The organism is Rhodococcus sp. BP-316 (assembly GCF_019836105.1).
GTDB lineage: Bacteria > Actinomycetota > Actinomycetes > Mycobacteriales > Mycobacteriaceae > Rhodococcoides.
Window position 1 is genome coordinate 254,335 of record NZ_JABUEE010000002.1, and the last position, 22,273, is coordinate 276,607.

A 22,273-nucleotide genomic window follows, 5' to 3' on the forward strand; every position below is an offset into this window, starting at 1 on the left:
AATATGTTGTGCTCCGCAACATACAACCGAAGGGACGATCGATGCAGAACACAAGGCTCGCCCTCACCGCGGCGGGTATCGGTCTGGTCATGGCACTCACCGCGTGTGGCAGCAACTCCAGCAGCGACAGCGGCAGCGGAGACTCCGGCGGATCCGGCAACGGCGGCACCAAGGTCGGCGTCATCCTGCCCGACACCAAGTCGTCCGCACGCTACGAGTCGCAGGACCGACCGCTCCTGCAGAAGGCGCTGAGCGACGCGGGTCTCGATCCGATCATCCAGAACGCGGAGGGCGACACCACCAAGTTCTCGTCCATCGCCGACTCGATGATCAGCCAGGGTGCGAAGGTCATCCTGATGAGCAATCTCTCGTCCGAGTCCGGTGCCGCCGTGCAGAAGAAGGCCACCGAAGCGGGCGTCGCCACCATCGACTACGACCGACTCACCCTCGGCGGCTCGGCCGACTACTACGTCTCCTTCGACAGCACCACCGTCGGCAACCTGCAGGGTCAGGGCCTGGTGGACTGCGTGGGCGCGAAGCCCGGCGCGCAGATCATCCAGATCAACGGCTCGCCGACCGACAACAACGCCACGCTGTTCAAGGCCGGCGCGCTCGAGGTGCTGCAGCCGAAGTACGACTCCGGCGACCTGCGCCTCGCGGGCGACCAGGCCATCCCCGAGTGGGACAACCAGGTCGGCGGCACCACCTTCGAGCAGCTGCTCACCGCCAACGGCGGCAAGGTCGACGGCGTTCTCGCCGCCAACGACGGACTCGCGGGCGCCGTCATCACGGTCCTGCAGAAGAACGGCCTGAACGGCACCGTGCCGGTCACCGGTCAGGACGCCACCGAGGACGGACTGAAGGCCGTGCTCCGCGGCGACCAGTGCATGACCGTCTACAAGGACGTCGCGAAGGAGGCGGCCGCTGCCGCCGAGCTCGCCATCGACCTCGCCAAGGGTGACACCGCCGCTGCCGACGCCAAGGCGACGGCGACGTCGGAGGACCCCGAGGGCAACCGTCAGGTGAAGTCGGTCCTGCTGGACCCGGTCACCATCACGCGCGACAACGTCAAGGTCGCCGTCGACGGCGGCGCCGTCTCGGCGGACGCGTTGTGCAGTGGCGACGTGGCTCAGGCCTGCGCGGACGCGGGAATCTCCTGACCACCATGACCGCCGCGGGAGAGCCCGTCCTGCAGTTGCAGGGCATCAACAAGAGTTTCGGTCCGGTGCACGTCCTGCACGACGTCGATCTGACGATCAGGGCAGGAGAGGTCACTGCACTGGTCGGTGACAACGGCGCGGGCAAGTCCACGCTGATCAAGTGCATCGCAGGAATTCACGGCACCGACTCCGGCGAGGTCCGCTTCGGCGGCGAGCCGGTGTCGGTGTCGAATCCGAAAGAGGCTGCGGCGCTGGGTATCGAGGTCGTGTACCAGGACCTCGCCCTGTGCGACAACCTCGACATCGTGCAGAACATGTTCCTCGGCCGTGAGCGTACGGCCAAGGGTCTGCTCGACGAGGCATCGATGGAACAGGCGGCGCGCGACACCCTCGCGTCGCTGTCGGTGCGCACCGTCAAGTCGGTGCGCACCCCGGTCGCGTCGCTGTCCGGTGGACAGCGGCAGACCGTCGCCATCGCCAAGTCGGTGCTCTGGGAGTCGAAGGTGGTGCTGCTCGACGAGCCCACGGCCGCACTGGGAGTCGCGCAGACGCGACAGGTCCTCGACCTCGTTCGCCGCCTCGCGGACTCGGGTGTGGGAGTGCTGCTCATCAGCCACAACATGAACGACGTCGTCGAGGTGTCCGACTCCGTCGCCGCCCTGTTCCTGGGGCGGATGGCGGCGCAGGTGCGCACGGCGGACGTGTCCGTCGGACGCATCGTCGAGCTCATCACGACCGGCCGCAGCGGTGACCTCGGTCTTCCGTCGGCCGAGGCGAAGGCGGTGACGATATGACCGCCGCACCCGAACAGGACCGCGCCCGGTCCGACTTCTCGATGGACACCGATCGGCGATCGTTCGGCGACGCCGGACGCGACTACGTGGCACGACTGCGCGGCGGCGAGCTGGGGGCACTGCCCGCACTCGCCGGGCTGGTCGTCCTGCTCGTCGTGTTCTCGTCGCTGTCGGGGCAGTTCCTCACCCTCAACAACGTGGCCAATCTGCTCACCCAGGGAGCGGCCACCGCGTTGATCGGCATGGGGCTGGTGTTCGTGCTCCTCCTCGGTGAGATCGACCTCTCCGCCGGCACCGGCTCCGGTGTGGCGGCGGCGATTCTCGCCCTGCACTACACGGAGGGGGGAAACCTGCTCGGCGGCATGGGAACCGGTGTGTTCCTGACGTTCTGCGCCGTTCTGGTGGTGGCCGGAGTGCTCGCGGCGATCACGCGACTGTGGGCGGCCATCGTGCCGGCCGCGATCGCACTCGCCATCGCGCTGCTCGGGGTGCCCGCGAATCCGTGGATCGAGATCGTGCTGGCGATCTGCGTCGGTGCCTCGATCGGCTGCCTCACCGGGTTCCTCGTCTCCCGCGTCGGCATCCCGTCGTTCGTGGTCACGCTGGCACTGTTCCTCGCCTGGGGCGGTGTGGTGCTGCAGCTGATCGGTGAGGGCGGCACCCTCGGAATCTCCGACAACACCGTGCTCTTCGCGGTGGCCAACCGGTCGCTCCCGGTGTGGGCGAGTTGGGTGCTGTTCGCGGTGGTCGTCGGCGGATTCGCGGCGATCAACCTCTCGCGCCAGCGCACTCGGCTGAAGCAGGGACTGACGGCTCCCCCGACGTCGCTGTTGCTGGTCAAGATCGCGGCACTGACGGTGTTCGCCGCCCTCGCCACGTGGGCGATGACGGTGAACCGCAGCCCCAACCCGGCGGTGCTCTCCATCGCCGGTGTGCCGTACGTCGTTCCGATCGTGCTCTTCGTGTTGGTGCTCGCCACGTTCGTCCTCGACCGGACGTCCTACGGTCGGCACGTCTACGCGGTGGGTGGCAACGCGGAGGCGTCGCGGCGAGCGGGTATCGACGTCCGGCGCATCCGCATGAGTGTCTTCGTGGTCAGCTCGACCATCGCGGCACTCGGCGCCATCGTGGCAGCGTCCAAGGTCGGATCCGTGGATCCGCAGGCGGGTGGCGGCAACACGCTGCTGTTCGCCGTCGGCGCCGCCGTCATCGGTGGAACGTCGCTCTTCGGTGGACGTGGTCGCGTGCGGGACGCGGTGATCGGTGCTGCCGTCATCGCGGTGATCGACAACGGACTGCGCCTGCAGGGGCAGTCCGCGGCGGTGGTCTCCATCGTCACCGGTCTCGTGCTGTTGCTCGCGGCCAGTGTCGACGCACTGTCGCGTCGACGAGCTCCGACTGGTCGGTGACAGGCCGACCGGCTCGTTCCGCCCTCGTCCGTAGTGTCCACCTCGGTGGGGCTCGGACGAGGGCGGAACTCGCGGAGGACCTCTCGCTGAACCGGAGCACCGTCAAGACTCTCGTCGACGACCTCGTCGCCGACGGCCTGGTCTCCGAACATCCGTCGTCCGGTGGCGGGGCCGGCCGGCCGTCGCTGGTGGTCGACCCCATCCCGTCCGCCGCCTGGGTACTCGCGGTCGACGCGGCCGTCGACTGGCTGTCCGTCTCCGCGATCGGCTGGGGCGCAGCGGTTCTGGCGGATCTCGACTACGAGGCGGGAGCGGGCCCGGACCCGGCGGACCTGGTGCGCCGCATCGCCGATGCCGCGACCGAGCTCACCCATCGGGTGGGATCGGCCCCGCGTGCAGTGTGTGTCGCCGTACCCGGTCTCGTGCGGTCGGCCGACGGTCTCGTGCGCGTCGCACCCAACCTCGGCTGGACCGACGTTCCGCTCGGTCGTCTGATCGGTGAGGCGGTCGGGGTGCGGTGCATCGTCGCCAACGAGTCCGATCTGGGAGTGGTCGCGGAACACACCCGCGGATGCGCCCGCGGCGTGGACGACGTGGTCTACCTCTTCGCGGAGTTCGGTGTGGGTGCCGGAATACTCAGCGCCGGATCACTTCTCGGCGGTTCCGGTGGCTACGCCGGCGAGGTGGGACACATGCGGACCGCCGCCGGCGGGGGCCTCTGCAGCTGCGGAAGCAACGGGTGCTGGGAGCTGTCCGTCGGGCAGGACGCACTGCGCCGGGCACTCGCGATGCCGGAACCCGCGACGCCGTCCGCGATCGGGCACGCACTGGCCGACGTCGCCGCCGCCGGGGGTGCCCTGCCGGAGAGATACATCGAGGCACTGGAGACGGGCGTCTGCACCATCGTCACGATGGTGGACCCCCGCGTCGTCGTGTTCGGCGGCCTCTTCGCCGACGTTCTCCGGGTGCCCTCGGCGATGGCACGCATCACCGAGGGCGTGGGGGAGTGCCTGGTCGGACGCCAGCACGGGGTGGAACTGCACGTCTCGGGCCTGGGTCGGCGGATCTCGGTGATCGGTGCCGCCGAGCTGGCCTTCGCCGAGGTGCTGCAGCGGCTGTAGTGGGCCTTCGGCCCCCGTGAGCCTTGTGCGTGTCCAGGGATGCGCACAAGGCTCACGGGCGTCAGCGCACCGACGACTCCACGGTGGCGCGGGCTCCGCGAGTGTGCAGGGAGTCGAGAGCCGACGTGTAGGCGTCGACGAAGCGCGGATCGTCCACCAGATCCCCGAACAACTCCCGGTTCCGCACGAACGCGAGGGGGTCGTCGCGCTGCTGCCGAGCCAGCGGGGTCAGCGTGTCCTTCAGACGGTCGACGATCTCGATGGGCTCACCCTGCTCGTCGACACCCTCGGCGTAGCGCGCCCAGCTCGCGATCACCGTGGCGGACAGTGCGACCGGCCCTCCGGACCCGAGGTTCGTGCGCACCACCGGGACCAGCCACTTCGGGATCCGGTCCGACGACTCGGCGCAGAGCCGGGCCACGGTGTCCCGGATCTCCGGATTGGAGAAGCGCTCGATCAGCGTCTTCTTGTACTCGGCCAGGTCGATTCCGGGAACCGGTTGCAGCGTGGGAGTGGCTTCCTCGTCCATGTAGCGCAACAGGAACTCGGCGAACAGTGCGTCCTGCGTGACGTCGTGCACGAGCCGGTAGCCACTGAGGTATCCGACGTAGCAGAGGGCCTGATGGCTCGCGTTGAGCAGGCGCAGCTTCATCAGCTCGTACGGTGTGACGTCGTCGACGACCTGCACGCCCACGTCCTCGAACGGCGGCCGGCCGAGGGTGAAGTGATCCTCCAGCGCCCACTGGGTGAACGGCTCCGCGGCCACGGGCCACTGGTCCGCGAGGTCGTACCGTGAGGCGAGCTGGTCGACGACGTCGGGTGTGGTGACGGGCGTGATGCGGTCGACCATGGAGTTGGGGAACTGCGCGGTGTCCGTGATCCACTGTGCCAGTGCGGGATCCTTCAGGCGGGCGAACGCGGTAAAGGTCGATCGGGCGATGTGTCCGTTGCCCTCGATGTTGTCGCACGACATGATGGTGAACGGCGCGAGCCCGCGATCCTTCCGGCGGGACAACGCCTCGCACACCAGTCCGAAGGTCGTGCCCGGTACCGCATCGGGTGCCAGATCCGCTCGCACAGCCGGGTTCTCGGCGTCGAACTCGCCCGTGGTGGCCGAGAAGTTGTAGCCGCCCTCGGTGACGGTGAGAGAGACGATGCGGGTGTCGGCGTGGGCGAGCTTCTCGATCACCGCCTCGGGATCGTCCGGCGCGAAGAGGTACTCGGTGATGGATCCGATGACCGAAGTGTCCCACGAGCCGTCGGAGTGCCGCAGTGCCAGGGTGTAGAGACAGTCCTGGGCGTCCATGACGTCCTTCATACGGCGATCACCCGGCAGCACGCCCACGCCGCAGATGCCCCAGCTCGACGCGGACTCGAAGTCGGTGCGGAGCAGCCGGTCCACGTACATCGCCTGGTGCGCACGGTGGAAGCCGCCGACGCCGAAGTGGACGATCCCGGTGGTGATCGCCGAGCGGTCGTACCGTGGCACGTCCACGTCGTCGGGAAGCTGGGCGAGGGTGGCAGCGGACAGCTTCACGAGAGGGTCTCCTGACTGGGTGTCACGGTGACGACAGCCTTGATGCTGCCGTCGGTGCGGTCGTGATTCAGTGCGTCCTCGACATGATCCAGGTCGAACCGACCCGTCACCATGCTGTCGAGCTCGACTCGTCCGGTGCGGACGAGTTCCAGTGCGGTGGGCCAGGTGTCGGCATAGCGGAAGACGCCGGTGACCCACAGTTCCCGGTTCTGGATCACCGACACGGGTATCGGGTACTCGTCTCCGCCCATGCCCACGAGCACCACTCTGCCCGCAGGGCGCACGGCGCGCATCCCGTCCTGCACTGCGCGGGGTGCGCCCGACGCGTCGACGAACGCGTCGACGTCGAGGTCGTGCACCGACTCGTCCGCCGGGTCGATCACGCGGGTCGCCCCGTACCGCGTGGCGTTGGCGCGGCGGTCGGCCGAGATGTCCGACACGACGATCTCCGTGGCGCCGAAGGCGCGTGCGACCTGCGCCGTGAGCACTCCGACCGGCCCGGCGCCCGCGATCAACACTCTCGAGCCGCCGGTGATCCCGGCCTTGCGTGCGGTCGCGATGGCCACCGACAGGGGCTCGAAGAGGGCCGCGGCGTCGTCGGACACGGCGTCGGGGACGTCGTGCGCGAACGTGGATCCGATGGTCACGTACTCACAGAGGGCACCGTCCACGGGAGGGGTCGCATAGAACTCCATGTGGGGGCACAGGTTGTAGTGGCCCGATCGGGTCTCGCGACTGTCGGGATCGGGTCGTTGCGGCTCGATGGACACTCGCGACCCGACTCGCCGAGGGGAGACGACGTCACCGACGGCGACGATCACACCCGACGCCTCGTGGCCCAGAACGAGCGGCGACTCGACGACGAAGTCGCCGATGCGACCTTCGCGGTAGTAGTGCGCATCCGATCCGCAGACTCCGACGGATGCCACCCGGACGAGGACGTCACCTGCGTTCGGCGTCGGCACAGGTCGCGTCTGCGTCTCGATGTGTCCCGGTTCGGTGAGAACTGCGGCACGCATGGAATCGACTGTTGTGTGGATCACACCTGGATGTTAGCTTAAGTGAGCAGATGAACACCAGGTGAGCAGATGCTCACCTCGACGACCGGGAGCGACATCGTGACGACGCCGAGTTCGAGCGACGAGCTGAGGCTCGCGCTGCGTGCGGCGACGATGTACCACGTCGAGGGCGCGACCCAGGCGGAGATCGCCACCAAGCTCGGTGTCTCCCGTCCCACGGCAGGTCGACTCGTCGCTCGGGCTCGGGCGAACGGGCTCGTGCGCATCGAGATCCACGTGCCCGAGGAGATCAGCGGATCGGTGCACACCGATCTCGAACGTCGACTCGAGGAGCGGTACGGCCTGGACGAGGCGCTGGTGGTCACGTCGACCATCGACGACGCCGGCGGTCGGTACGACGCGGTGGGGCGCGCCGCGTCGGGCATCCTCACTCGGCGCGTGCAGCCTGCTCACACACTCGGTTTCACGTGGGGGCCGGAGACGGTCGCGGTGGCGCAGTCGCTCCAGGGACGCGGCAGCCGCTGCGCCCGCGTGGTGCAGCTGGACGGATCCATGAGCACCGCGGACTACCAGACCGGTGTCGACTTCGTCCTCACCCGCTGCGCCGAGCAACTGCAGGCGACGCCGATGCGGCTCAACGCCCCTCTCTACGCCGATCCGGCGACAGTCGTCGCGCTGCAACAGGACTCGCTGATGTCCAAGGCACTCGACGCCGGACGCACCGCGGACCTCATGTTCTTCGGACTGGGCCCGGTGTCGACATCGACGACGCTGTTCGAGGGGAGCTTCCTCGACGCCGACCTCCTGTCCGAACTCGATCGACTCGGTGCGGTCGGTGAGATCGGCGGTCGGTTCTTCGACTCCGACGGCGCCGACGTCGACAGCTCACTGACCGACCGCACGGTCTCGGTGCCGCTGGACGACATCCGGAACTGCGCCACCACGCTCCTCATCTCCGGCGGTGCGCGCAAGCACGCCGCGATCCGGGCCGCTCTGCGCGGCCGTCTCGCCACCGTCCTGGTGACCGATATCGCCTGTGCTCTGGACCTTCTCGACGAGCACGGCAGCAACCCCATGAAGGAATCGAGGTAGTACCGACGTGACATCACGATTCGTCCCACTCGCCGCCCTCGCCGCAGCCACCGTGCTGACGGCGAGCGGCTGCGCGGGCGCGGGATCGTTCGGAGGTGACGGTGGCGGCACGACCATCACCGTGGCCATCGTCTCCAACTCGCAGATGTCCGACGCGATCTCGCTCGCACCGGAGTTCGAGGCCGAGAACCCGGGTGTGAACCTGAAGTTCGTCTCGCTGTCCGAGAACGAGGCGCGCGCGAAGATCACGGCGTCGGTGGCCACGGGCGGTGGTGAGTTCGACGTGGTGATGATCAGCAACTACGAGACGCCGCAATGGGCCGAGAACGGGTGGCTCACCAATCTGTCCGAGTACGCGCAGGCCACACCGGGATACGACGAGGACGATTTCATCCCGTCGCTCAAGGAGTCGCTGTCCTACGAGGGAAGCATGTACTCGGTGCCGTTCTACGGTGAGTCGTCCTTCCTCATGTACCGCAAGGACCTGATGGAGGAAGCAGGCATCACGATGCCGGCCGAGCCCACCTGGGACCAGGTGGCCGAGGCCGCCGCGACACTCGACCGTCCGGGCATGTCCGGCATCTGCCTGCGTGGCAAGCCCGGCTGGGGCGAGGTGCTCGCGCCCCTCGACACCGTCATCAACGCCTTCGGCGGCCGGTGGTACGACGAGAACTGGAACGCGCAACTCGACAGTCCGCAGGTCGAGGAAGCCGTGCAGTTCTACGTCGACCTGGTCCGGTCGCACGGACAGGCCGGCGCGGCGACGAGCGGCTTCAGCGAGTGCGGAACGCAACTCGCACAGGGCAACACGGCCATGTGGTACGACGCCACCTCGGCGGTGTCGGTGCTCGAGGACCCCACGTCGAGCAACGTCGTCGGCAAGATCGGGTACGCCAAGGCCCCGTCGGCGGCCAAGGGCGACAACGGGTGGCTGTACTCCTGGTCGCTCGGCATCCCGACGACGTCGGAAAGCCCGGACGACGCCTGGAAGTTCGTGTCGTGGATGACGAACAAGGAGTACCTGAAGAAGGTCGGCACCGAGCTCGGCTGGGAGCGGGTGCCACCGGGAAGCCGGTTGTCCACCTACGAGATCCCGGAGTACAAGGAGGCGTCGGCCGCCTTCGGTCAGGTCACGCTCGACTCGATAAACAATGCCGATCCGCTGAACCCGACGGTCGATCCGGTGCCGTACACCGGCGTCCAGTTCCTCACCATCCCCGAGTTCCAGGATCTCGGCACTCGGGTCAGTCAGCAGATCAGCGCCGCCGTGGCAGGACAGATCAGCGTCCAGGACGCGCTCGCTCAAGCGCAGCAGTACGCCGAGGTGGTCGGCAAGACGTATCAGGAGGATCAGTGATGACCACGACCGAAGTCGGCTCGGCGAGATCCGAGACGCCGTTCGTTCCTCGCGAACGGGTGATCTCGAAGGCGGAGGGGTGGCGGCGCCGCGGTCCCCTGCTGCCGGCCATGGTCTTCGCGATCGTCGTCACGCAGATCCCGTTCCTGTTCACGCTGTACTACTCGACGCAGTCGTGGAACCTGGTGCGCCCCGGATCGCGGGAGTTCAACGGTCTGAACAACTACGTGGACGTGTTCCGGGACAGCCAGTTCCGCTCGGTCGCGTTCAACACGGTGATCATGATCGTGGGCACGGTGATCATCTCGGTGGCGCTGGGCCTGGTGCTCGCACTGCTACTGGACCGTAAGTTCATCGGCCGCAGTCTGATCCGCACCCTGCTGATCACTCCGTTCCTCATCACCCCGGTCGCCGGTGCACTGATCTGGAAGACCACCATGTTCGACCCGGTGTTCGGCCTCGTCAACTTCGTGCTCAGCCCGTTCGGGGTCGACCAGATCGACTGGGTCTCGCGGTTCCCGCTCGCCGCGGTCATGACCAACCTCGTCTGGCAGTGGACCCCCTTCATGATGCTGCTCATCCTGGCGGGACTGCAGTCGATGCCGAAGGACATCGCGGAGGCGGCGCGGGTGGACGGCGCCGGGCCCGTCGCACTGTTCCGCGAGTTGACGTTGCCGCATCTGCGACGCTTCATCGAGCTCGGAGCGGTCCTCGGCGCCATCTACCTCATCAACACCTTCGACGCCGTCTACATGATGACGTCCGGCGGCCCGGGTGTGGCGTCGTCGAACCTGCCGTTCTACATCTATCAACGAGCGTTCCTCGGCTTCGACATCGGCCAGGCCGCGGCCATGGGCGTCGTCACCGTGGTGGCCACCATCGTCGTCAGCACACTGGCGCTGCGACTGATCTTCACGAGCTTCAGCGGGAAAGAGGAGGCTGCCTGATGAGTACCACCACCGAGCGGAGCGCCGGCAGCGGAACTCCGAGCGTCACCGCGCCGATCACACGCAAGAAGCGATGGGGGCCCGGATCGATCTGGTCCTTCGTCGCCTGGGTCGCCGGCATCGCCTTCTTCTTCCCGGTCCTGTGGATGGTCATCACCGGGTTCAAGCAGGAAACCGATGCGTACACCGCGACGCCGAAGATCTTCTTCACCCCGACCCTCGACCAGTACCGCGGCGTTCTCGAGAGCGGCATCGGCACCACGCTGCTCAACTCGGCCTTCGCGACCGTCGTGTCCACGATTCTCGTTCTGCTGCTGGGTGTCCCGGCTGCATTCGCCCTGTCGCTGCGTCCCGTGAAGAAGACGCAGGACGTGCTCTTCTTCTTCATCTCGACGAAGATGCTGCCGGTCGTGGCGGCCATCGTGCCGCTGTACGTCATCGTCGGTGACATCGGTCTGCTCGACAACATCTGGGCGCTCATCATCCTGTACACGGCGATGAATCTGCCGATCGCGGTGTGGATGATGCGGTCGTTCTTCCTCGAGGTCCCGAGCGAGTTGCTCGAGGCCGCGAGCATGGACGGTGCCTCGCTGTGGACATCGGTGCGGGAGGTCATCCTGCCGCTGGTCTCGCCCGGCATCGCGGCCACGTCGCTGATCTGTGTGATCTTCTCGTGGAACGAGTTCTTCTTCGCCGTCAACCTCACCGCCGTTCAGGCACAGACGATTCCGGTCTACCTCGTCGGCTTCATCACCGGGCAGGGCCTGTACTGGGCCCAGCTCTCCGCCGCTGCGACGTTCGCAGCCCTCCCCGTCGTCCTCGCCGGATGGTTCGCGCAGAACAAGCTCGTGCGCGGCCTGTCCTTCGGCGCCATCAAGTAGGAGAAAGAACCATGGCTGCAATCTCGTACAAGCAAGCGTCCTGCATCTACGACGGCGCCGACAAGCTGGCGGTGGACTCGCTCGACCTCGACATCCAGGACGGCGAGTTCGTCGTCCTGGTCGGCCCGTCGGGCTCCGGGAAATCCACCGCGCTGCGGATGCTCGCCGGTCTCGAGGAGATCGACGGCGGTGCCATCGAGATCGGCGGGAAGAACATGGTCGGTGTGCCGTCCAAGGACCGCGACATCGCGATGGTGTTCCAGAACTACGCGCTCTACCCCAACAAGACCGTCGGCGAGAACATGGGCTTCGCGCTCAAGATGCGCGGGGTCAGCCTCGAGAAGCGTCAGGCCCGCGTCGCCGAGGCGGCCCGACTCCTCGACCTCACCGAGTACCTGGATCGCAAGCCCGGCAAGCTCTCCGGCGGTCAGCGGCAGCGCGTCGCCATGGGCCGCGCGATCGTCCGTGAGCCCCAGGTGTTCTGCATGGACGAGCCGCTGTCGAACCTCGACGCCAAACTGCGGGTACAGACACGCACGCAGATCGCCGCGCTGCAGCGTCGGCTGGGGACGACCACCGTGTACGTCACCCACGACCAGGTCGAGGCCATGACGATGGGCGACCGCGTCGCGATCCTCAAGGACGGCAAGCTGCAGCAGTTCGCCGCGCCGACCGAGCTCTACGACCACCCGGTCAACGCCTTCGTGGCCGGATTCATCGGCTCGCCGGCGATGAACCTGTTCACGGTGCCCGTCGTGTCCGGCGGCCTGAAGGTCGGTGAGCGCACCGTCCCCCTCGAGCGCGACCAGCTCACCGCCATCGCCGCCGCGGGACTCGACGAGGTGACCCTCGGCCTGCGTCCAGAACAGCTCGCGATCGGCTCCGCGGACGACGACGGACTGCTGGTCACCGTCGACCTCGTGGAGGAACTGGGCAACGAGAGCTACCTCTACGCCAGCTTCGACGACACCCGGATCCGCGCCTCGGACGGCACACCGGCCACGATCGTGGCACGCTCTCCCAGGAGGGCACCCGCGCGGATCGGCGAGAAGGTCACGCTGACCAAGCAGGAGGGCACCGCGTACCTGTTCCACCCGACCTCGGGGGAGCGGATCGGGGCCTGAGCAGCAGGGGGCAAGACTCGGGTGTGGGAACGTGCCGGGAAGACCGTTCCCACACCCGTCCACCGTCGCGGGACCTCGCATGTGAGCGTGCGGCCACAGGATCGCCGGTGATTCTGCGGATCGGCGGAGTGTTCGTCGATCGCGTGTACTCACACTCGCCTGCGGGCTGTCGGTCCCTGTGGGCGTGGTCGAGCAGCACGTCCGCCGCGTCTCGCGGGTGACTCCAGGACCACCAGTGCTTCGCGTCGACCTCCGGGACGGTCAGGTCCGGCACCCGGCGGTCGACGTCCTGGACCGGTCGACACGTTTCAGCGCACGGCACGAGGGTAGTTCGAGGCACTCGCTCTCGACACAGGAGATTCTCATGGCCCGTGCCACCCTTGCCCACCTGCTCCACGATGTCGGACTCGCGGCCTGGTTCGGCGGAACCCTCGCCAATGCCGTCGCACTGAACGAGGCGTCGTCGAACGCCGACACCGCCGCCTCCACCGGGGCTGTCACCAACAAGGGATGGGATCGGTGGACGCCGGTCAACGCCGCGGCCATCGGTGTCCATCTCGCCGGTGCGACAGCACTGCTGAAGAACGACTACGGACGCCTGAAGGCGCAGGACGGCGTCGCCTCGATGGCCGTCGCCAAGACCGCGCTCACGGTGGCCGCACTGGCGGTCACCGCGTACAGCCGCGTTCTGGGACAGACGGTCTCGAAGGAAGGTGCGGTACCCGCCTCTGGCGGGACCACGCCCACCGCGTCCACGCCACCGCACGTGGCGGCCGCGCAGAAGAAACTCCAGGCACTGCAGTGGGTCGTCCCCGCGTTGGCCGGCGGAGTAGTCGCCATCTCCGCGTACGCGAGCGAGCAGTTCCGTCCCGAGGAGGTCACTCGCGGCGTAGTGTCGCGCATCGTCGGCTGATCGCCCGATCCGCGAGGTCTGTCCGGGTCGCAACCGCAGAGTGGTGATGACGTGGCAACGACACCGGACGACGACACCGACGCGGGAGCCGACCAGCGCACTCCGCTGGTGCGACCGCCGAAGTTGCGGACCGAGGCCGATCGCGGCGCGACCCGGTTGGAGCTGTTCTTCGACCTCGCCTACGTGCTGGTCGTGCACCAACTCGCACTCGCACTGAAGGACGACCTTCGCTGGCAGGGCATCGCCGAGTTCGCGGGAATCTTCGCCGTCACGTGGTGGTCCTGGGTGACCACCACGTTGTACGCCAACAGGTTCGACACGAACGACGTCCTGTACCGATTGCTGAAACTCGCCGCCACCTTCGCCGTGGCGGTGATGGCCGCCAGTGCCGCGACGGCGGTGGGCGGCGACGGCACCGTCGCCTTCGGAGCCGGGTACATCGCGACGCGGGTGATTCTCGCCGGTCTGTATCTTCGCGCACGGCGGCACATCCCCGACGTCCGCGTCACGATCGATCTGTACCTCGCGGCCACCGGCGTCAGTATCGTGATCTGGACGGTCTCGCTGCTCACCCCGTCACCGATCACCTACCTGCTGTGGGCGGTGGGAATCATGGTGGAGGCCGCGGCGCCGTTCGCCGCGACCCACTGGGGACCGGATGTTCCGCTGCACCTCGAGCATCTGCCGGAGAGGTTCGGGCTCTTCGTCATTCTCGTTCTCGGTGAGTCGATCTCGGCTGTGGTGCTCGGGATGCACGACACCCACTGGATGTTCTCGTCCGTCGCCGTCGCGGCACTCGGATTCACGATCGCTGCAGCCGTGTGGTGGATGTACTTCGACATCGGCGGCGCGGAGGCCAAGACGGAGATCCAGGACGACGAGCGGGTGGTGGGCAGTGGGCGTGCCGACGGGTACGTCTACGGGCACCTCCCTCTCACCCTGGGTGTCGCTCTCCTCGGCGTCGGGATCCAGCAGTACGTCCTGCATCCCGTCGGCGAACTGACCGATGCCGGGCGCTGGGCCCTGTCCGGTGGGGTGGCGCTGTTCGTCGTCGGGATCTGCGCCGTTCTCGGCTGGAGTTCCGGCGACTGGAGAACGGTGTTCCCGTGGCCGGCGCTGGCCATTCCCGTCGTCGTCGTGCTGGGTCTCGTCGACACCAGGCTCCCGTTCGCCTCGGCCATCGTCCTCGCTGTCGGCGCGATCACGGCCGTCGTCACCGGGGTGATCCGTCGGCGCCGCAGTCCGGTCGACACGACCGAGACCTGACGCCGGGGCTATCGGTCCCGGCCGGCGTGGTCGAGCAGCACGTCCGCCGCGTCTCCCGGGTGACTCCAGGGCCACCAGTGCTTCGCGTCGACCTCCAGGACGGTCAGGTCGGGGACCCAGCGGTCGACGTCCTGGACCAGATCGGGGGAGAGGAAGCGATCCTTCAGCGGAACCACGACGAGTGTGGGTACGTCGCACCGCGGTGGTGGCCCGGACAGCATGCGCCGAATGATGTTGGCGCGGTAGAGCTCGACACCGCGCTGCATGTTCAGCGGATCCGCGGCGGGAGCGGGGTCCGCGGGACCGGCCTGGACGAACAGAGTCGGAACGTACTTCCCCAGGACCGGCACGTGGAAGCCCCAGATGTACCAGGACCGGGCGAGCTGACCGAGCACCGACGGCCACTGGGTGGGCCGCAGTCCGCGCCGACGCGACGTCTCGCGGAGGTGGTCGATGCTGGGACCGGAGACGGAGGTGAACGATCCGAACACCTCGGCGGCGCGGGGATCGCGCATCGGCTCCCACATCTGCACCGAACCCCAGTCGTGGGCGAAGGCGTGGACCGCTCCGCGGAGATCGGGGATCGACTCGACCACCGCATAGGTGTCGTCGGCCAGGCGTTCGATGGCGAACGACTCGGACCGTTCCGGGTGCTCGACGACGGTGCGGCCACCACCGCGCGTGTCGTAGGCGATGACGCGGGCGCGATCACCGATGGCGTCGATCATCGGGTGAAACATGGTGTGGTCGTCCGGATACCCGTGCACGAGCAGCACCGTCGTGTCCGACTCCGGATCGCCGTACTCGAACACGGCCAGTGCGGCACCCGTCGAGTGAGCGGTCCACCTGCTGTGCGGCTCGGTCATCCTGCCTCGCTCCTTCTGTACAGCGACTCTCCTCGGAGCAGTCGCGCGACGAGGTGCAGCCGCACCTCGTCCTGCTCGGGCTGCGGATGCACCACGGCGGAGAGGGCTTCCCCGTCGAGGAGGTGTACCACCGTGAAGAGCACCGTATCGAGTTCCGCCGCGGGAATCGTGCCCGCGATCGGCAGCGAGCGTCCGAGGTCGCCGATCTCCTGGTGGTAGCGCACGGTGAACGGAACGAGACGCTCCCGCAGTGCATCGTCACTCCGGGCGGCGATGAGCAGCTCGTACCAGGCACCGTTGATCGGCGCCCGGCACGCGGCGCGCAGCAACGTCAGGCAGTGCTCGACGGACGCCGAGCCGAAGCCGGACAGCCCGGCGCGGAACTCCTCGAACTGGCGCCTCCGGACCTCGTCCGCCGCGGCCACGACGAGATCGAGACGGGTGGCGAAGTGCCGGAAGAGCGCACCCGACGACACTCCCGCGCGGGTCACCACCTCGTTGACCGTCGTGGCGGCGTAACCCTTCTCGCACAGCGACGCGATGGTCGCGTCGAGGAGTCGCGCGATGGTGTCGGTGCGGCGCTCTTCCTGCGTTCGTCTCACACGGACACGGTAGTGGCCGCAGGTGTCCTCACGCCCGCTCGCAGGAATCGGCCCGCCCGCTCGGACACCCCGAACCAGGAGGCGAATCGGCCCTCGCGATACGCGACTCGTCCGCCGACGAGCGTCGCGGTGACCGCGGTGTCGTTACGGTTGACCATGCGGCTGAGACCCCCGAATTCCGGCATCGTCTCCTCGTTGTACGCGTCGACCTCGTCCGTCAGGCCGGCGGGATTCACCACGACGATGTCGGCGCGATCGCCGAGACGCAGGTGGCCGGCGTCGACGCCGTAGAAGTCGGCGAGCTCGCCGCTGAGCTTGTGAGCCGCCTGGCCGACCGTCAGGAACGACTCGCGGGCGTCGTTCACGCGCCGCAGCAGGCGGATGCCGAAGTTGTAGAACGCCATGTTGCGCAGGTGCGCCCCGGCATCGGAGAACCCCACCGTCACACCGGGCTTCGTGATCAGCTTGTCCATCTGCTTCTGGCGATGATTGGCGATGGTGGTGTGCCAGCGTAGTTTCCGGCCGTGCTCGACCACCAGGTCGAGGAAGGCGTCGACGACGTGGATCCCCTGCTCCCGTGCCAACTCTGCGATGTTCTTGCCGATGACGGACGAGTCGGGGCATTCGGTGATGATGACGTCGCCGAAGTCTCGGTGCCACACACGGGAGGAGAACTTCTTCTCGAAGTCGGCGCGGAACCAGCGTCGATACGCCTCGTCCTTCAGCAGTTCGTTACGGCCGAGCTCCTCACGAAGGTGCAGAGCTGCTCTGCCGGAACCGAATTCCTCGAAGACGACCAGGTCGATTCCGTCGGAGTAGACGTCGAACGTCGTGGGCAGGTGCTGCCAGCGGAACTGCCCCTTGCCCGGTCCGTTCACCGCAGCGGCCAGCGGACCGAAGATGTGGTGGATCCACGGCGAGGCCTTGGCGTCGGCGGCGGCCAGCAGCGAGACCTTCAGTGCGCGTCGGCCGATGCCCGTCGCGGCGCCGAGGAAGAACACCATGTCGTACTTGGTGTTCAGGTTCGGAATGCTCTGCAGCAGACGGCCGCGGCGACGCAGGATCTTGTGCAGACGCCGGAACTCCGACCACGACGCGTAGGACGACGGCAGCGAGCGCGAGCGGTATCGATCCCCGTCCAGCTTGTCCCAGGGATTGGTCATCGTGGACATGCCGAGCATGCCCGCGTCGAGTGCCTTCTCGAGAGCGTCCGCCATCTGCGCCGTCTCCTCGCGCGTCGGTCGCTGGGAGCGGTCGGTCGACCGGTCGAGTCCCATGACGTGGGCGCGCAGGTCCGAGTGCCCCACCAGCGCAGCGATGTTCGGTCCGAGCGGGAGGCGCTCGAGCGCGGCGATGTACTCCTCCGGGCCCGACCAGGTCTTGTGCGTGTCGACGGCCTTGAGCACGTGATCGCGGGGGAGGGCCTCGACGCGGCTGAACAGGTCGGCGATGTCGACGGGAGTGGAGTACAGAGTGGAGAGCGAACAGTTGCCGAGCAGCACCGTCGTCACGCCGTGGCGCACCGACTCGCTCAGGCCCGGCCCCACCAGGACCTCCGCGTCGTAGTGGGTGTGCACGTCGACGAATCCCGGCATGACCCACTGGCCGGTGGCGTCGATGACCTCGGTGTCCGGTCCGACGTCGAGCGCGTCCGAGGACACGGCACGGACCACGCCGTCGACGATGCCGACATCGCGGCGAACTCCCGGCCCACCATCTCCGTCGAAGACGGTCCCGCCGCTGATCACCACATCGAAGTGCGACTCGTTCATGTGACCTCCATCACTGTGCGATGGGCTCACCGTAACTTAGAGAGTGATCACTCGCAATAGTGGGACTTCGTCCCCCGTGCGCCTTTTGCGCATCTCCGGATACGCAAAGGGCGCACGGGGCCGAAGGCCACTCAGAACGCGAGTGGACGGTGCGACTCGCGAACATAGGTCCAGGTCGAAGACGGACGCACCAGCCCCGCCGACTCGAGGTCCACGCCGTCGTCATCGATCGTCGAGGTCAGGAAGGTGCGGTCGGACTCCTCGAGGGCACGGGACTGCACCTCGGCGAACGCCTCGATCGCGATGCGGTGGTACTCGTCGAGCGGGTTCTGTCGGCCGAGTGCCCGGAGATGAATGCTCTCGCGGACATCGCCGAGGTGCGCCAGGTAGTCGGACCACGCGCGGTCGAGATGGTGGAGAACGATGCGCCGGGCGGCGCGTACGCGGGCGTCGGAGTCGACGGCCTCCAGTTCCGTGGCACGCTCGGGATTGCGGGTGGCCAGCAGGTCCCACGCCTCGTCGGTGCCGAGCAGCGCGGCCCGACGCGTGTCGAGGATGTCGCGGTGTTGGGCGGTCAGTTGGTTGTACCGCCAGGTGGACGCGTGGGTGTCGAGCATCGCGCCCTCCGCGACGCGCTGCGCGTGGTCGATGCGCTTGGCCGCGACCTCCGACTCGAGGAAACCCGTGTCGTCGGGGTGGCCGGGTCGATCGCTCTTCTCCAGATAGCGCGTCACCAGCGAGTCGTCCCAACTGGCGAAGAACACGGAGCGGCCCGGATCACCCTGTCGCCCTGCGCGTCCCCGTAGTTGGCTGTCGAGGCGCTCGGTGACGTACCGCGCGGTGCCGATCACGAGTAGGCCGCCGAGGTCGGTCACGCCGTCCCCTAGCCTGATGTCGGTGCCGCGGCCGGCGATCTGCGTCGAGACGGTCACCGCATCGCGCAGTCCGGCGCGCGCGATGATCTCGGCCTCCTCCGCGTCGTTCTTCGCGTTGAGGGCGACCACCGGCACTCCGGCGTCCTCGAGGCGGGCGGCCAGCGATTCGGACTCCTCGACGTCGTGCGTCCCCACGAGCACGGGCTGCCCCGTGGCGTGGGCTTCCAGCACTGCAGCGACGACGGCCGCGTTCTTCTCGGGAGCGGTGGCGTACACGCGGTCGACCTCGTCGACGCGGACGAGCGGCTCGTTCGGCTCGACCACCGACACCCCGAGGCCGTAGAACGTCCGAAGCTGTTCTCCTGCTGCGAGAGCCGTTCCGGTCATTCCGCACACGCGGCGGTACCGACCCATCAGGGCCTGCACGGTGATGGTGTCCAGGACCTGCCCGGTCTCCGTGCGCGCCAGGCCTTCCTTCGCTTCGACCGCGGCCTGGAGACCGTCCGGCCAACGCTGCAGCTCCGCGACACGGCCGCGGGAGGCGTTGACCAGCTGTACCCGACCGTCCCGCACGATGTAGTCGACGTCCCTGCGTACCAACACCTCTGCGTGCAGGGTGAGATTGACGCGCACCAACGTGGTGCCGACGTGCTCCTCGCTGTACAGATCGATCCCGCCCAGTGCGTCCTCGAGCTTCTCGGCCCCGGCATCGGTCAGGAACACGTTGCGACGCTCGGCGTCGACCTCCCAGTCGGTGTCCGCGTCGAGGGATCGCACGGCGTCGAGCACGTCGTCGGCCGACACGTCCTGATCGATCGAACCGGCGAGAACCAAGGGCACCAGAGCTTCGTCGACGAGCACCGAGTCGGCCTCGTCGACGACGGCGACGTCCGCGGTCGGGGAGACGAGCAATTCGACATCGTCCACCAGATGATCGCGCAGCACGTCGAAGCCCACCTCGTTGACCGAGGCGTAAGTGACATCGCACCCGTAGGCAGCGCGCCGCTCGTCCGCCGTCGACTCCGCCGTGATCCACCCGACCGTGACTCCGAGAGCGTCGTAGAACGGGCCCATCCACTCGGCGTCGCGTCGAGCGAGGAAGTCGTTGACCGACACCACGTGCACGTCCCTGCCCTGCAGCACGTAGGCGGCGGCCGCGACGGCGCCGGAGAGCGTCTTTCCTTCGCCCGTCGCCATCTCGATCACGTCGCCCTCCAGCAGCCGTACGGCTCCGTAGAGCTGAGTGTCGAAGGGGCGCAGGGACAACGCGCGATCGGACGCCTCGCGGGCGAGCGCGAGGAACGCGGGCACGTCGAAGGAGCCGGCTCCGCGCAGACCGTCGGCCGCGGCACGCAGACCGTCCGCGTCGAGGTCGCGGTGGCGGTCCTCGAGCGCCCGGGCGGCATCCACGGCACCTCGCGACCGCGCATGCCCCTTCGCGACCGAACGACCGAGCAGGGACCAGAACCGTGACGCCATGTTCGCCAGGCTACCGACGGGCCCGTAGGTGCGGCCGCAAGCCGTGTGCACACCCCCAGCGGTGAGCGCACACGGTCTGCGGCCGGTGGGGAGGGGTGTGCGGTCACTAGAAGGGGTGCGCACACCCGTTGTCGCAGCGCGTCCGACGCGGGAACCGCCTCATCTGAGACGGTCGCGGCCGGACGGCTTCGAGAGGACGACGTTCACCGTGGTCACTGTTCTCGGCACCGTGGGCATCGCATGGCTGCGCGACGTGCGTTGTTCGAAGGTTTAGGCCACCGACGGGCCGTCACGCAGGAGTGATGCGCCGACTCGGGAGAGGGCTCGAGTACACGACGTTGGTGGTGATGGAGCCGAGGGTGGCGAGCCGGCCGGTGACACGTTCGAGATCCCGCATCGAGCGGGCGAGGACCTTGATGATGAAGCAGTCGTCACCCGTGACGTGATGCGCCTCGATGATCTCCGGGGTGGACGCCACCAGTGCGTCGAACGGACCGTAGTTGCCCGACGGGTACGCCAGGCGGACGAATGCGGTGACGGTGTAACCGAGCGCCTCGGTGTCGACAGTGACGGAGTAGCCGGTGATCACGCCGATGTCGGTCAGGCGGCGGACGCGGTCGGCCGTCGCGCTCGACGACAGGTTCACCACTCGGGCCAGATGTGCAACGGTCGCGCGCCCGTCACTCTGCAGCTCGTCCAGCAGTCGCCGGTCGATCTCGTCGACTTCGGGGTGTGGATTACGCGGCACAATGGAAACGATACCGGCCGATCGATGCCGTTTAGTGCGATCAGCCGGTGATCGCCACTTCTCCCAGTCGCCCGAACAGGATTGGCTGAGGTCATGGAAAAGACACCGTCCGCCGCCGACTTCTTCGCCGCGAAACTGAGGTTCGAGACTGATCCCGCCGATCTCGCCGCCGAGCGTTCCCGCGGTGCGGGGCCGCTGGTCATCGACGTTCGTTCGGACGCGTCCTGGAGTGCGGGACGCATTCCCGGAGCGGTGCACATCGTCGGGGCCGATCTGGGCACGCGCATCGCCGAGGTGGAGCCGGATCGCGACGCCGACATCGTCGTCTACTGCTGGGGACCGGGATGCAACGGCAGCACCCGAGCGGCCCTGACGCTCAGTCGCCTCGGCTACTCCCGCGTGCGGGAGCTGATCGGGGGATTCGAGTACTGGGCACGGGAAGGTTTCGCCGTCGTGTCCGACACCGGCCGTACACGGCGAGCACCCGATCCGCTCACCGCTCCGACGACGTGACCTCACTCAGCCACCTGGACACGAGCTCGACGGCCTCCGGCGCGGCCACGGCCGTCGCGTGGTCGTACCCGCGGAGCTCTTCGTACTCGGCGCCAGCGATCAGCGATCGGGTGCGACGGGTGTCGTCGATACGCTGGACGTCGCGGGAGCCGACGTAGAACAGTGTCGGCGCCGTGATGGCGCGGACGGCGTCGTCGGCGATACCGGGATCGTCGTCCGATGCCCGGAAGTAGGCGGCCAACGCGTCGGAGTCGTTGCGCAGGAACGCGGCTCGGGTGCCGGAGTCGACCGGGAAGCCGCGGCGGTTCGCCCACTCGTCGACGAACCCGTCCATTCCCCGTTCGGCGAGGACGTCGGCGCTGCCGTCGAAGAACAGGCTGTCCAGCGCGCCCTTCTGCGGCCCCGATCCGGCTCCGCCCACGACGAGTGATGCGACACGCTGGGGAGTGCGGGTGACCAGATTGAGGCCGGACCGACCGCCGAACGAGTAGCCGACGTAGTGCGCGGCGGACACGTCCGCCGCGTCCAGGACGGCGACCAGATCCTCGCTGACACGGTCCATCGAATAGCTGTCGACGGTGCGGGGAGCATCGCTCCGTCCGTGTCCACGCTGGTCCACGAGGATCAGGCGGTACGTGTCGCGCAGTGCGCGCACGTATCCGAACGTGCGCCAGATCTGGTGCGACAACAGGCTGCCGTGCACTAACATCACCGGCGGGCCGGTGGGGGCACCCGTCACCGACCAGGCAATGCGGGTGCCGTCCACCGGGTTCGTCGCGAAGTCCACGGTGCCATGGT

The 22,273-nt window shown here is 67.9% G+C and carries 20 protein-coding genes; 12 read left to right on the top strand and 8 right to left on the bottom strand.

All coding sequences use genetic code 11. The features are described 5' to 3' along the window. Nucleotides 1–41 precede the first annotated feature (41 nt). The 4 genes from HQ312_RS04560 to HQ312_RS04575 are packed head-to-tail and all read left to right on the top strand — an operon-like array spanning nucleotide 42 to nucleotide 4,484. Complete coding sequence (locus HQ312_RS04560; protein ID WP_222632227.1) at nucleotides 42–1,160, top strand: sugar ABC transporter substrate-binding protein; 1,119 nt, start codon at nucleotides 42–44, stop codon at nucleotides 1,158–1,160. Nucleotides 1,161–1,165: 5 nt separating this feature from the next. After that, the gene (locus HQ312_RS04565; protein WP_037186144.1) at nucleotides 1,166–1,954 is read left to right on the top strand and encodes an ATP-binding cassette domain-containing protein; all 789 of its coding nucleotides are present in this window, start codon (nucleotides 1,166–1,168) and stop codon (nucleotides 1,952–1,954) included. Beyond that, nucleotides 1,951–3,363 carry a sugar ABC transporter permease gene (locus HQ312_RS04570; RefSeq protein WP_027506150.1) on the top strand — a complete coding sequence of 471 codons (1,413 nt, stop codon included), beginning with the start codon at nucleotides 1,951–1,953 and terminating at the stop codon, nucleotides 3,361–3,363. Before HQ312_RS04565 ends, HQ312_RS04570 begins: the two co-directional genes overlap by 4 nt. After that, nucleotides 3,360–4,484, top strand: a complete 1,125-nt coding sequence (locus HQ312_RS04575) for an ROK family transcriptional regulator (protein ID WP_222637944.1) — start codon at nucleotides 3,360–3,362, stop codon at nucleotides 4,482–4,484. Before HQ312_RS04570 ends, HQ312_RS04575 begins: the two co-directional genes overlap by 4 nt. Nucleotides 4,485–4,545: 61 nt before the next feature. On the opposite strand, the gene HQ312_RS04580 is transcribed toward HQ312_RS04575, so the two are convergent. Continuing rightward, nucleotides 4,546–6,021: a mannitol dehydrogenase family protein gene (locus HQ312_RS04580; RefSeq protein WP_222637945.1), complete on the bottom strand. Its 1,476-nt coding sequence runs from the start codon at nucleotides 6,019–6,021 to the stop codon at nucleotides 4,546–4,548. After that, nucleotides 6,018–7,040, bottom strand: a complete 1,023-nt coding sequence (locus HQ312_RS04585; protein WP_222637946.1) for an NAD(P)-dependent alcohol dehydrogenase — start codon at nucleotides 7,038–7,040, stop codon at nucleotides 6,018–6,020. Before HQ312_RS04585 ends, HQ312_RS04580 begins: the two co-directional genes overlap by 4 nt. Nucleotides 7,041–7,109: 69 nt before the next feature. Between HQ312_RS04585 and HQ312_RS04590 the strand changes: the two genes are divergently transcribed. From HQ312_RS04590 to HQ312_RS04620, 7 genes are all read left to right on the top strand, one after another. Next, a complete protein-coding gene (locus tag HQ312_RS04590; protein WP_027506154.1) occupies nucleotides 7,110–8,132 on the top strand; it encodes a sugar-binding transcriptional regulator in 1,023 nt (340 codons plus the stop codon). 7 nt (nucleotides 8,133–8,139) lie between these two features. Beyond that, nucleotides 8,140–9,489, top strand: a complete 1,350-nt coding sequence (locus tag HQ312_RS04595; protein WP_027506155.1) for a sugar ABC transporter substrate-binding protein — start codon at nucleotides 8,140–8,142, stop codon at nucleotides 9,487–9,489. After that, nucleotides 9,489–10,436 carry a carbohydrate ABC transporter permease gene (locus HQ312_RS04600; RefSeq protein ID WP_222637947.1) on the top strand — a complete coding sequence of 316 codons (948 nt, stop codon included), beginning with the start codon at nucleotides 9,489–9,491 and terminating at the stop codon, nucleotides 10,434–10,436. The genes HQ312_RS04595 and HQ312_RS04600 overlap by 1 nt, the downstream gene beginning before the upstream one ends. Beyond that, nucleotides 10,436–11,317 (top strand): carbohydrate ABC transporter permease, encoded by an 882-nt coding sequence (locus tag HQ312_RS04605; protein ID WP_222637948.1) that lies wholly within the window; start codon nucleotides 10,436–10,438, stop codon nucleotides 11,315–11,317. Before HQ312_RS04600 ends, HQ312_RS04605 begins: the two co-directional genes overlap by 1 nt. Nucleotides 11,318–11,328: 11 nt before the next feature. Continuing rightward, entirely contained in the window at nucleotides 11,329–12,441 is a 1,113-nt protein-coding gene (locus HQ312_RS04610) for an ABC transporter ATP-binding protein (protein WP_027506158.1), read from the top strand. A gap of 364 nt (nucleotides 12,442–12,805) precedes the next feature. Then, nucleotides 12,806–13,354, top strand: a complete 549-nt coding sequence (locus tag HQ312_RS04615) for a hypothetical protein (RefSeq protein WP_222637949.1) — start codon at nucleotides 12,806–12,808, stop codon at nucleotides 13,352–13,354. A gap of 51 nt (nucleotides 13,355–13,405) precedes the next feature. Beyond that, entirely contained in the window at nucleotides 13,406–14,620 is a 1,215-nt protein-coding gene (locus HQ312_RS04620) for a low temperature requirement protein A (RefSeq protein WP_285186744.1), read from the top strand. 8 nt (nucleotides 14,621–14,628) lie between these two features. Here the strand turns inward: HQ312_RS04620 and HQ312_RS04625 are convergent, their stop codons facing one another. The 5 genes from HQ312_RS04625 to HQ312_RS22145 all read right to left on the bottom strand — a co-directional run bounded on the left by HQ312_RS04625 (nucleotide 14,629) and on the right by HQ312_RS22145 (nucleotide 20,962). Then, nucleotides 14,629–15,486: an alpha/beta fold hydrolase gene (locus HQ312_RS04625; protein ID WP_222632210.1), complete on the bottom strand. Its 858-nt coding sequence runs from the start codon at nucleotides 15,484–15,486 to the stop codon at nucleotides 14,629–14,631. After that, complete coding sequence (locus HQ312_RS04630; protein ID WP_222637950.1) at nucleotides 15,483–16,088, bottom strand: TetR/AcrR family transcriptional regulator; 606 nt, start codon at nucleotides 16,086–16,088, stop codon at nucleotides 15,483–15,485. The genes HQ312_RS04625 and HQ312_RS04630 overlap by 4 nt, the downstream gene beginning before the upstream one ends. Next, nucleotides 16,085–17,860 carry an amidohydrolase family protein gene (locus HQ312_RS04635; RefSeq protein ID WP_027506161.1) on the bottom strand — a complete coding sequence of 592 codons (1,776 nt, stop codon included), beginning with the start codon at nucleotides 17,858–17,860 and terminating at the stop codon, nucleotides 16,085–16,087. Before HQ312_RS04635 ends, HQ312_RS04630 begins: the two co-directional genes overlap by 4 nt. A 131-nt stretch (nucleotides 17,861–17,991) precedes the next feature. Continuing rightward, the gene (gene secA2, locus HQ312_RS04640; RefSeq protein ID WP_222637951.1) at nucleotides 17,992–20,214 is read right to left on the bottom strand and encodes an accessory Sec system translocase SecA2; all 2,223 of its coding nucleotides are present in this window, start codon (nucleotides 20,212–20,214) and stop codon (nucleotides 17,992–17,994) included. Between the two features lie 289 nt (nucleotides 20,215–20,503). Beyond that, nucleotides 20,504–20,962 carry an Lrp/AsnC family transcriptional regulator gene (locus HQ312_RS22145; protein WP_222637952.1) on the bottom strand — a complete coding sequence of 153 codons (459 nt, stop codon included), beginning with the start codon at nucleotides 20,960–20,962 and terminating at the stop codon, nucleotides 20,504–20,506. A 93-nt stretch (nucleotides 20,963–21,055) separates the two neighbouring features. Between HQ312_RS22145 and HQ312_RS04650 the strand changes: the two genes are divergently transcribed. Further along, the gene (locus HQ312_RS04650; protein WP_222637953.1) at nucleotides 21,056–21,475 is read left to right on the top strand and encodes a rhodanese-like domain-containing protein; all 420 of its coding nucleotides are present in this window, start codon (nucleotides 21,056–21,058) and stop codon (nucleotides 21,473–21,475) included. On the opposite strand, the gene HQ312_RS04655 is transcribed toward HQ312_RS04650, so the two are convergent. Next, nucleotides 21,456–22,262, bottom strand: coding sequence for an alpha/beta fold hydrolase (locus tag HQ312_RS04655; RefSeq protein WP_222637954.1), 807 nt, complete (start codon nucleotides 22,260–22,262; stop codon nucleotides 21,456–21,458). The genes HQ312_RS04650 and HQ312_RS04655 overlap by 20 nt on opposite strands. Between the last annotated feature and the right edge of the window lie 11 nt (nucleotides 22,263–22,273).

Coding starts and splice junctions, on each gene's coding strand:
- HQ312_RS04560 (WP_222632227.1), top strand. CDS start 42: ATGCAGAACACAAGGCTCGCCCTCACCGCGGCGGGTATCGGTCTGGTC.
- HQ312_RS04565 (WP_037186144.1), top strand. CDS start 1,166: ATGACCGCCGCGGGAGAGCCCGTCCTGCAGTTGCAGGGCATCAACAAG.
- HQ312_RS04570 (WP_027506150.1), top strand. CDS start 1,951: ATGACCGCCGCACCCGAACAGGACCGCGCCCGGTCCGACTTCTCGATG.
- HQ312_RS04585 (WP_222637946.1), bottom strand. CDS start 7,040: ATGCGTGCCGCAGTTCTCACCGAACCGGGACACATCGAGACGCAGACG.
- HQ312_RS04590 (WP_027506154.1), top strand. CDS start 7,110: ATGCTCACCTCGACGACCGGGAGCGACATCGTGACGACGCCGAGTTCG.
- HQ312_RS04600 (WP_222637947.1), top strand. CDS start 9,489: ATGACCACGACCGAAGTCGGCTCGGCGAGATCCGAGACGCCGTTCGTT.
- HQ312_RS04605 (WP_222637948.1), top strand. CDS start 10,436: ATGAGTACCACCACCGAGCGGAGCGCCGGCAGCGGAACTCCGAGCGTC.
- HQ312_RS04610 (WP_027506158.1), top strand. CDS start 11,329: ATGGCTGCAATCTCGTACAAGCAAGCGTCCTGCATCTACGACGGCGCC.
- HQ312_RS04615 (WP_222637949.1), top strand. CDS start 12,806: ATGGCCCGTGCCACCCTTGCCCACCTGCTCCACGATGTCGGACTCGCG.
- HQ312_RS04625 (WP_222632210.1), bottom strand. CDS start 15,486: ATGACCGAGCCGCACAGCAGGTGGACCGCTCACTCGACGGGTGCCGCA.
- HQ312_RS04635 (WP_027506161.1), bottom strand. CDS start 17,860: ATGAACGAGTCGCACTTCGATGTGGTGATCAGCGGCGGGACCGTCTTC.
- secA2 (WP_222637951.1), bottom strand. CDS start 20,214: ATGGCGTCACGGTTCTGGTCCCTGCTCGGTCGTTCGGTCGCGAAGGGG.
- HQ312_RS04650 (WP_222637953.1), top strand. CDS start 21,056: ATGGAAAAGACACCGTCCGCCGCCGACTTCTTCGCCGCGAAACTGAGG.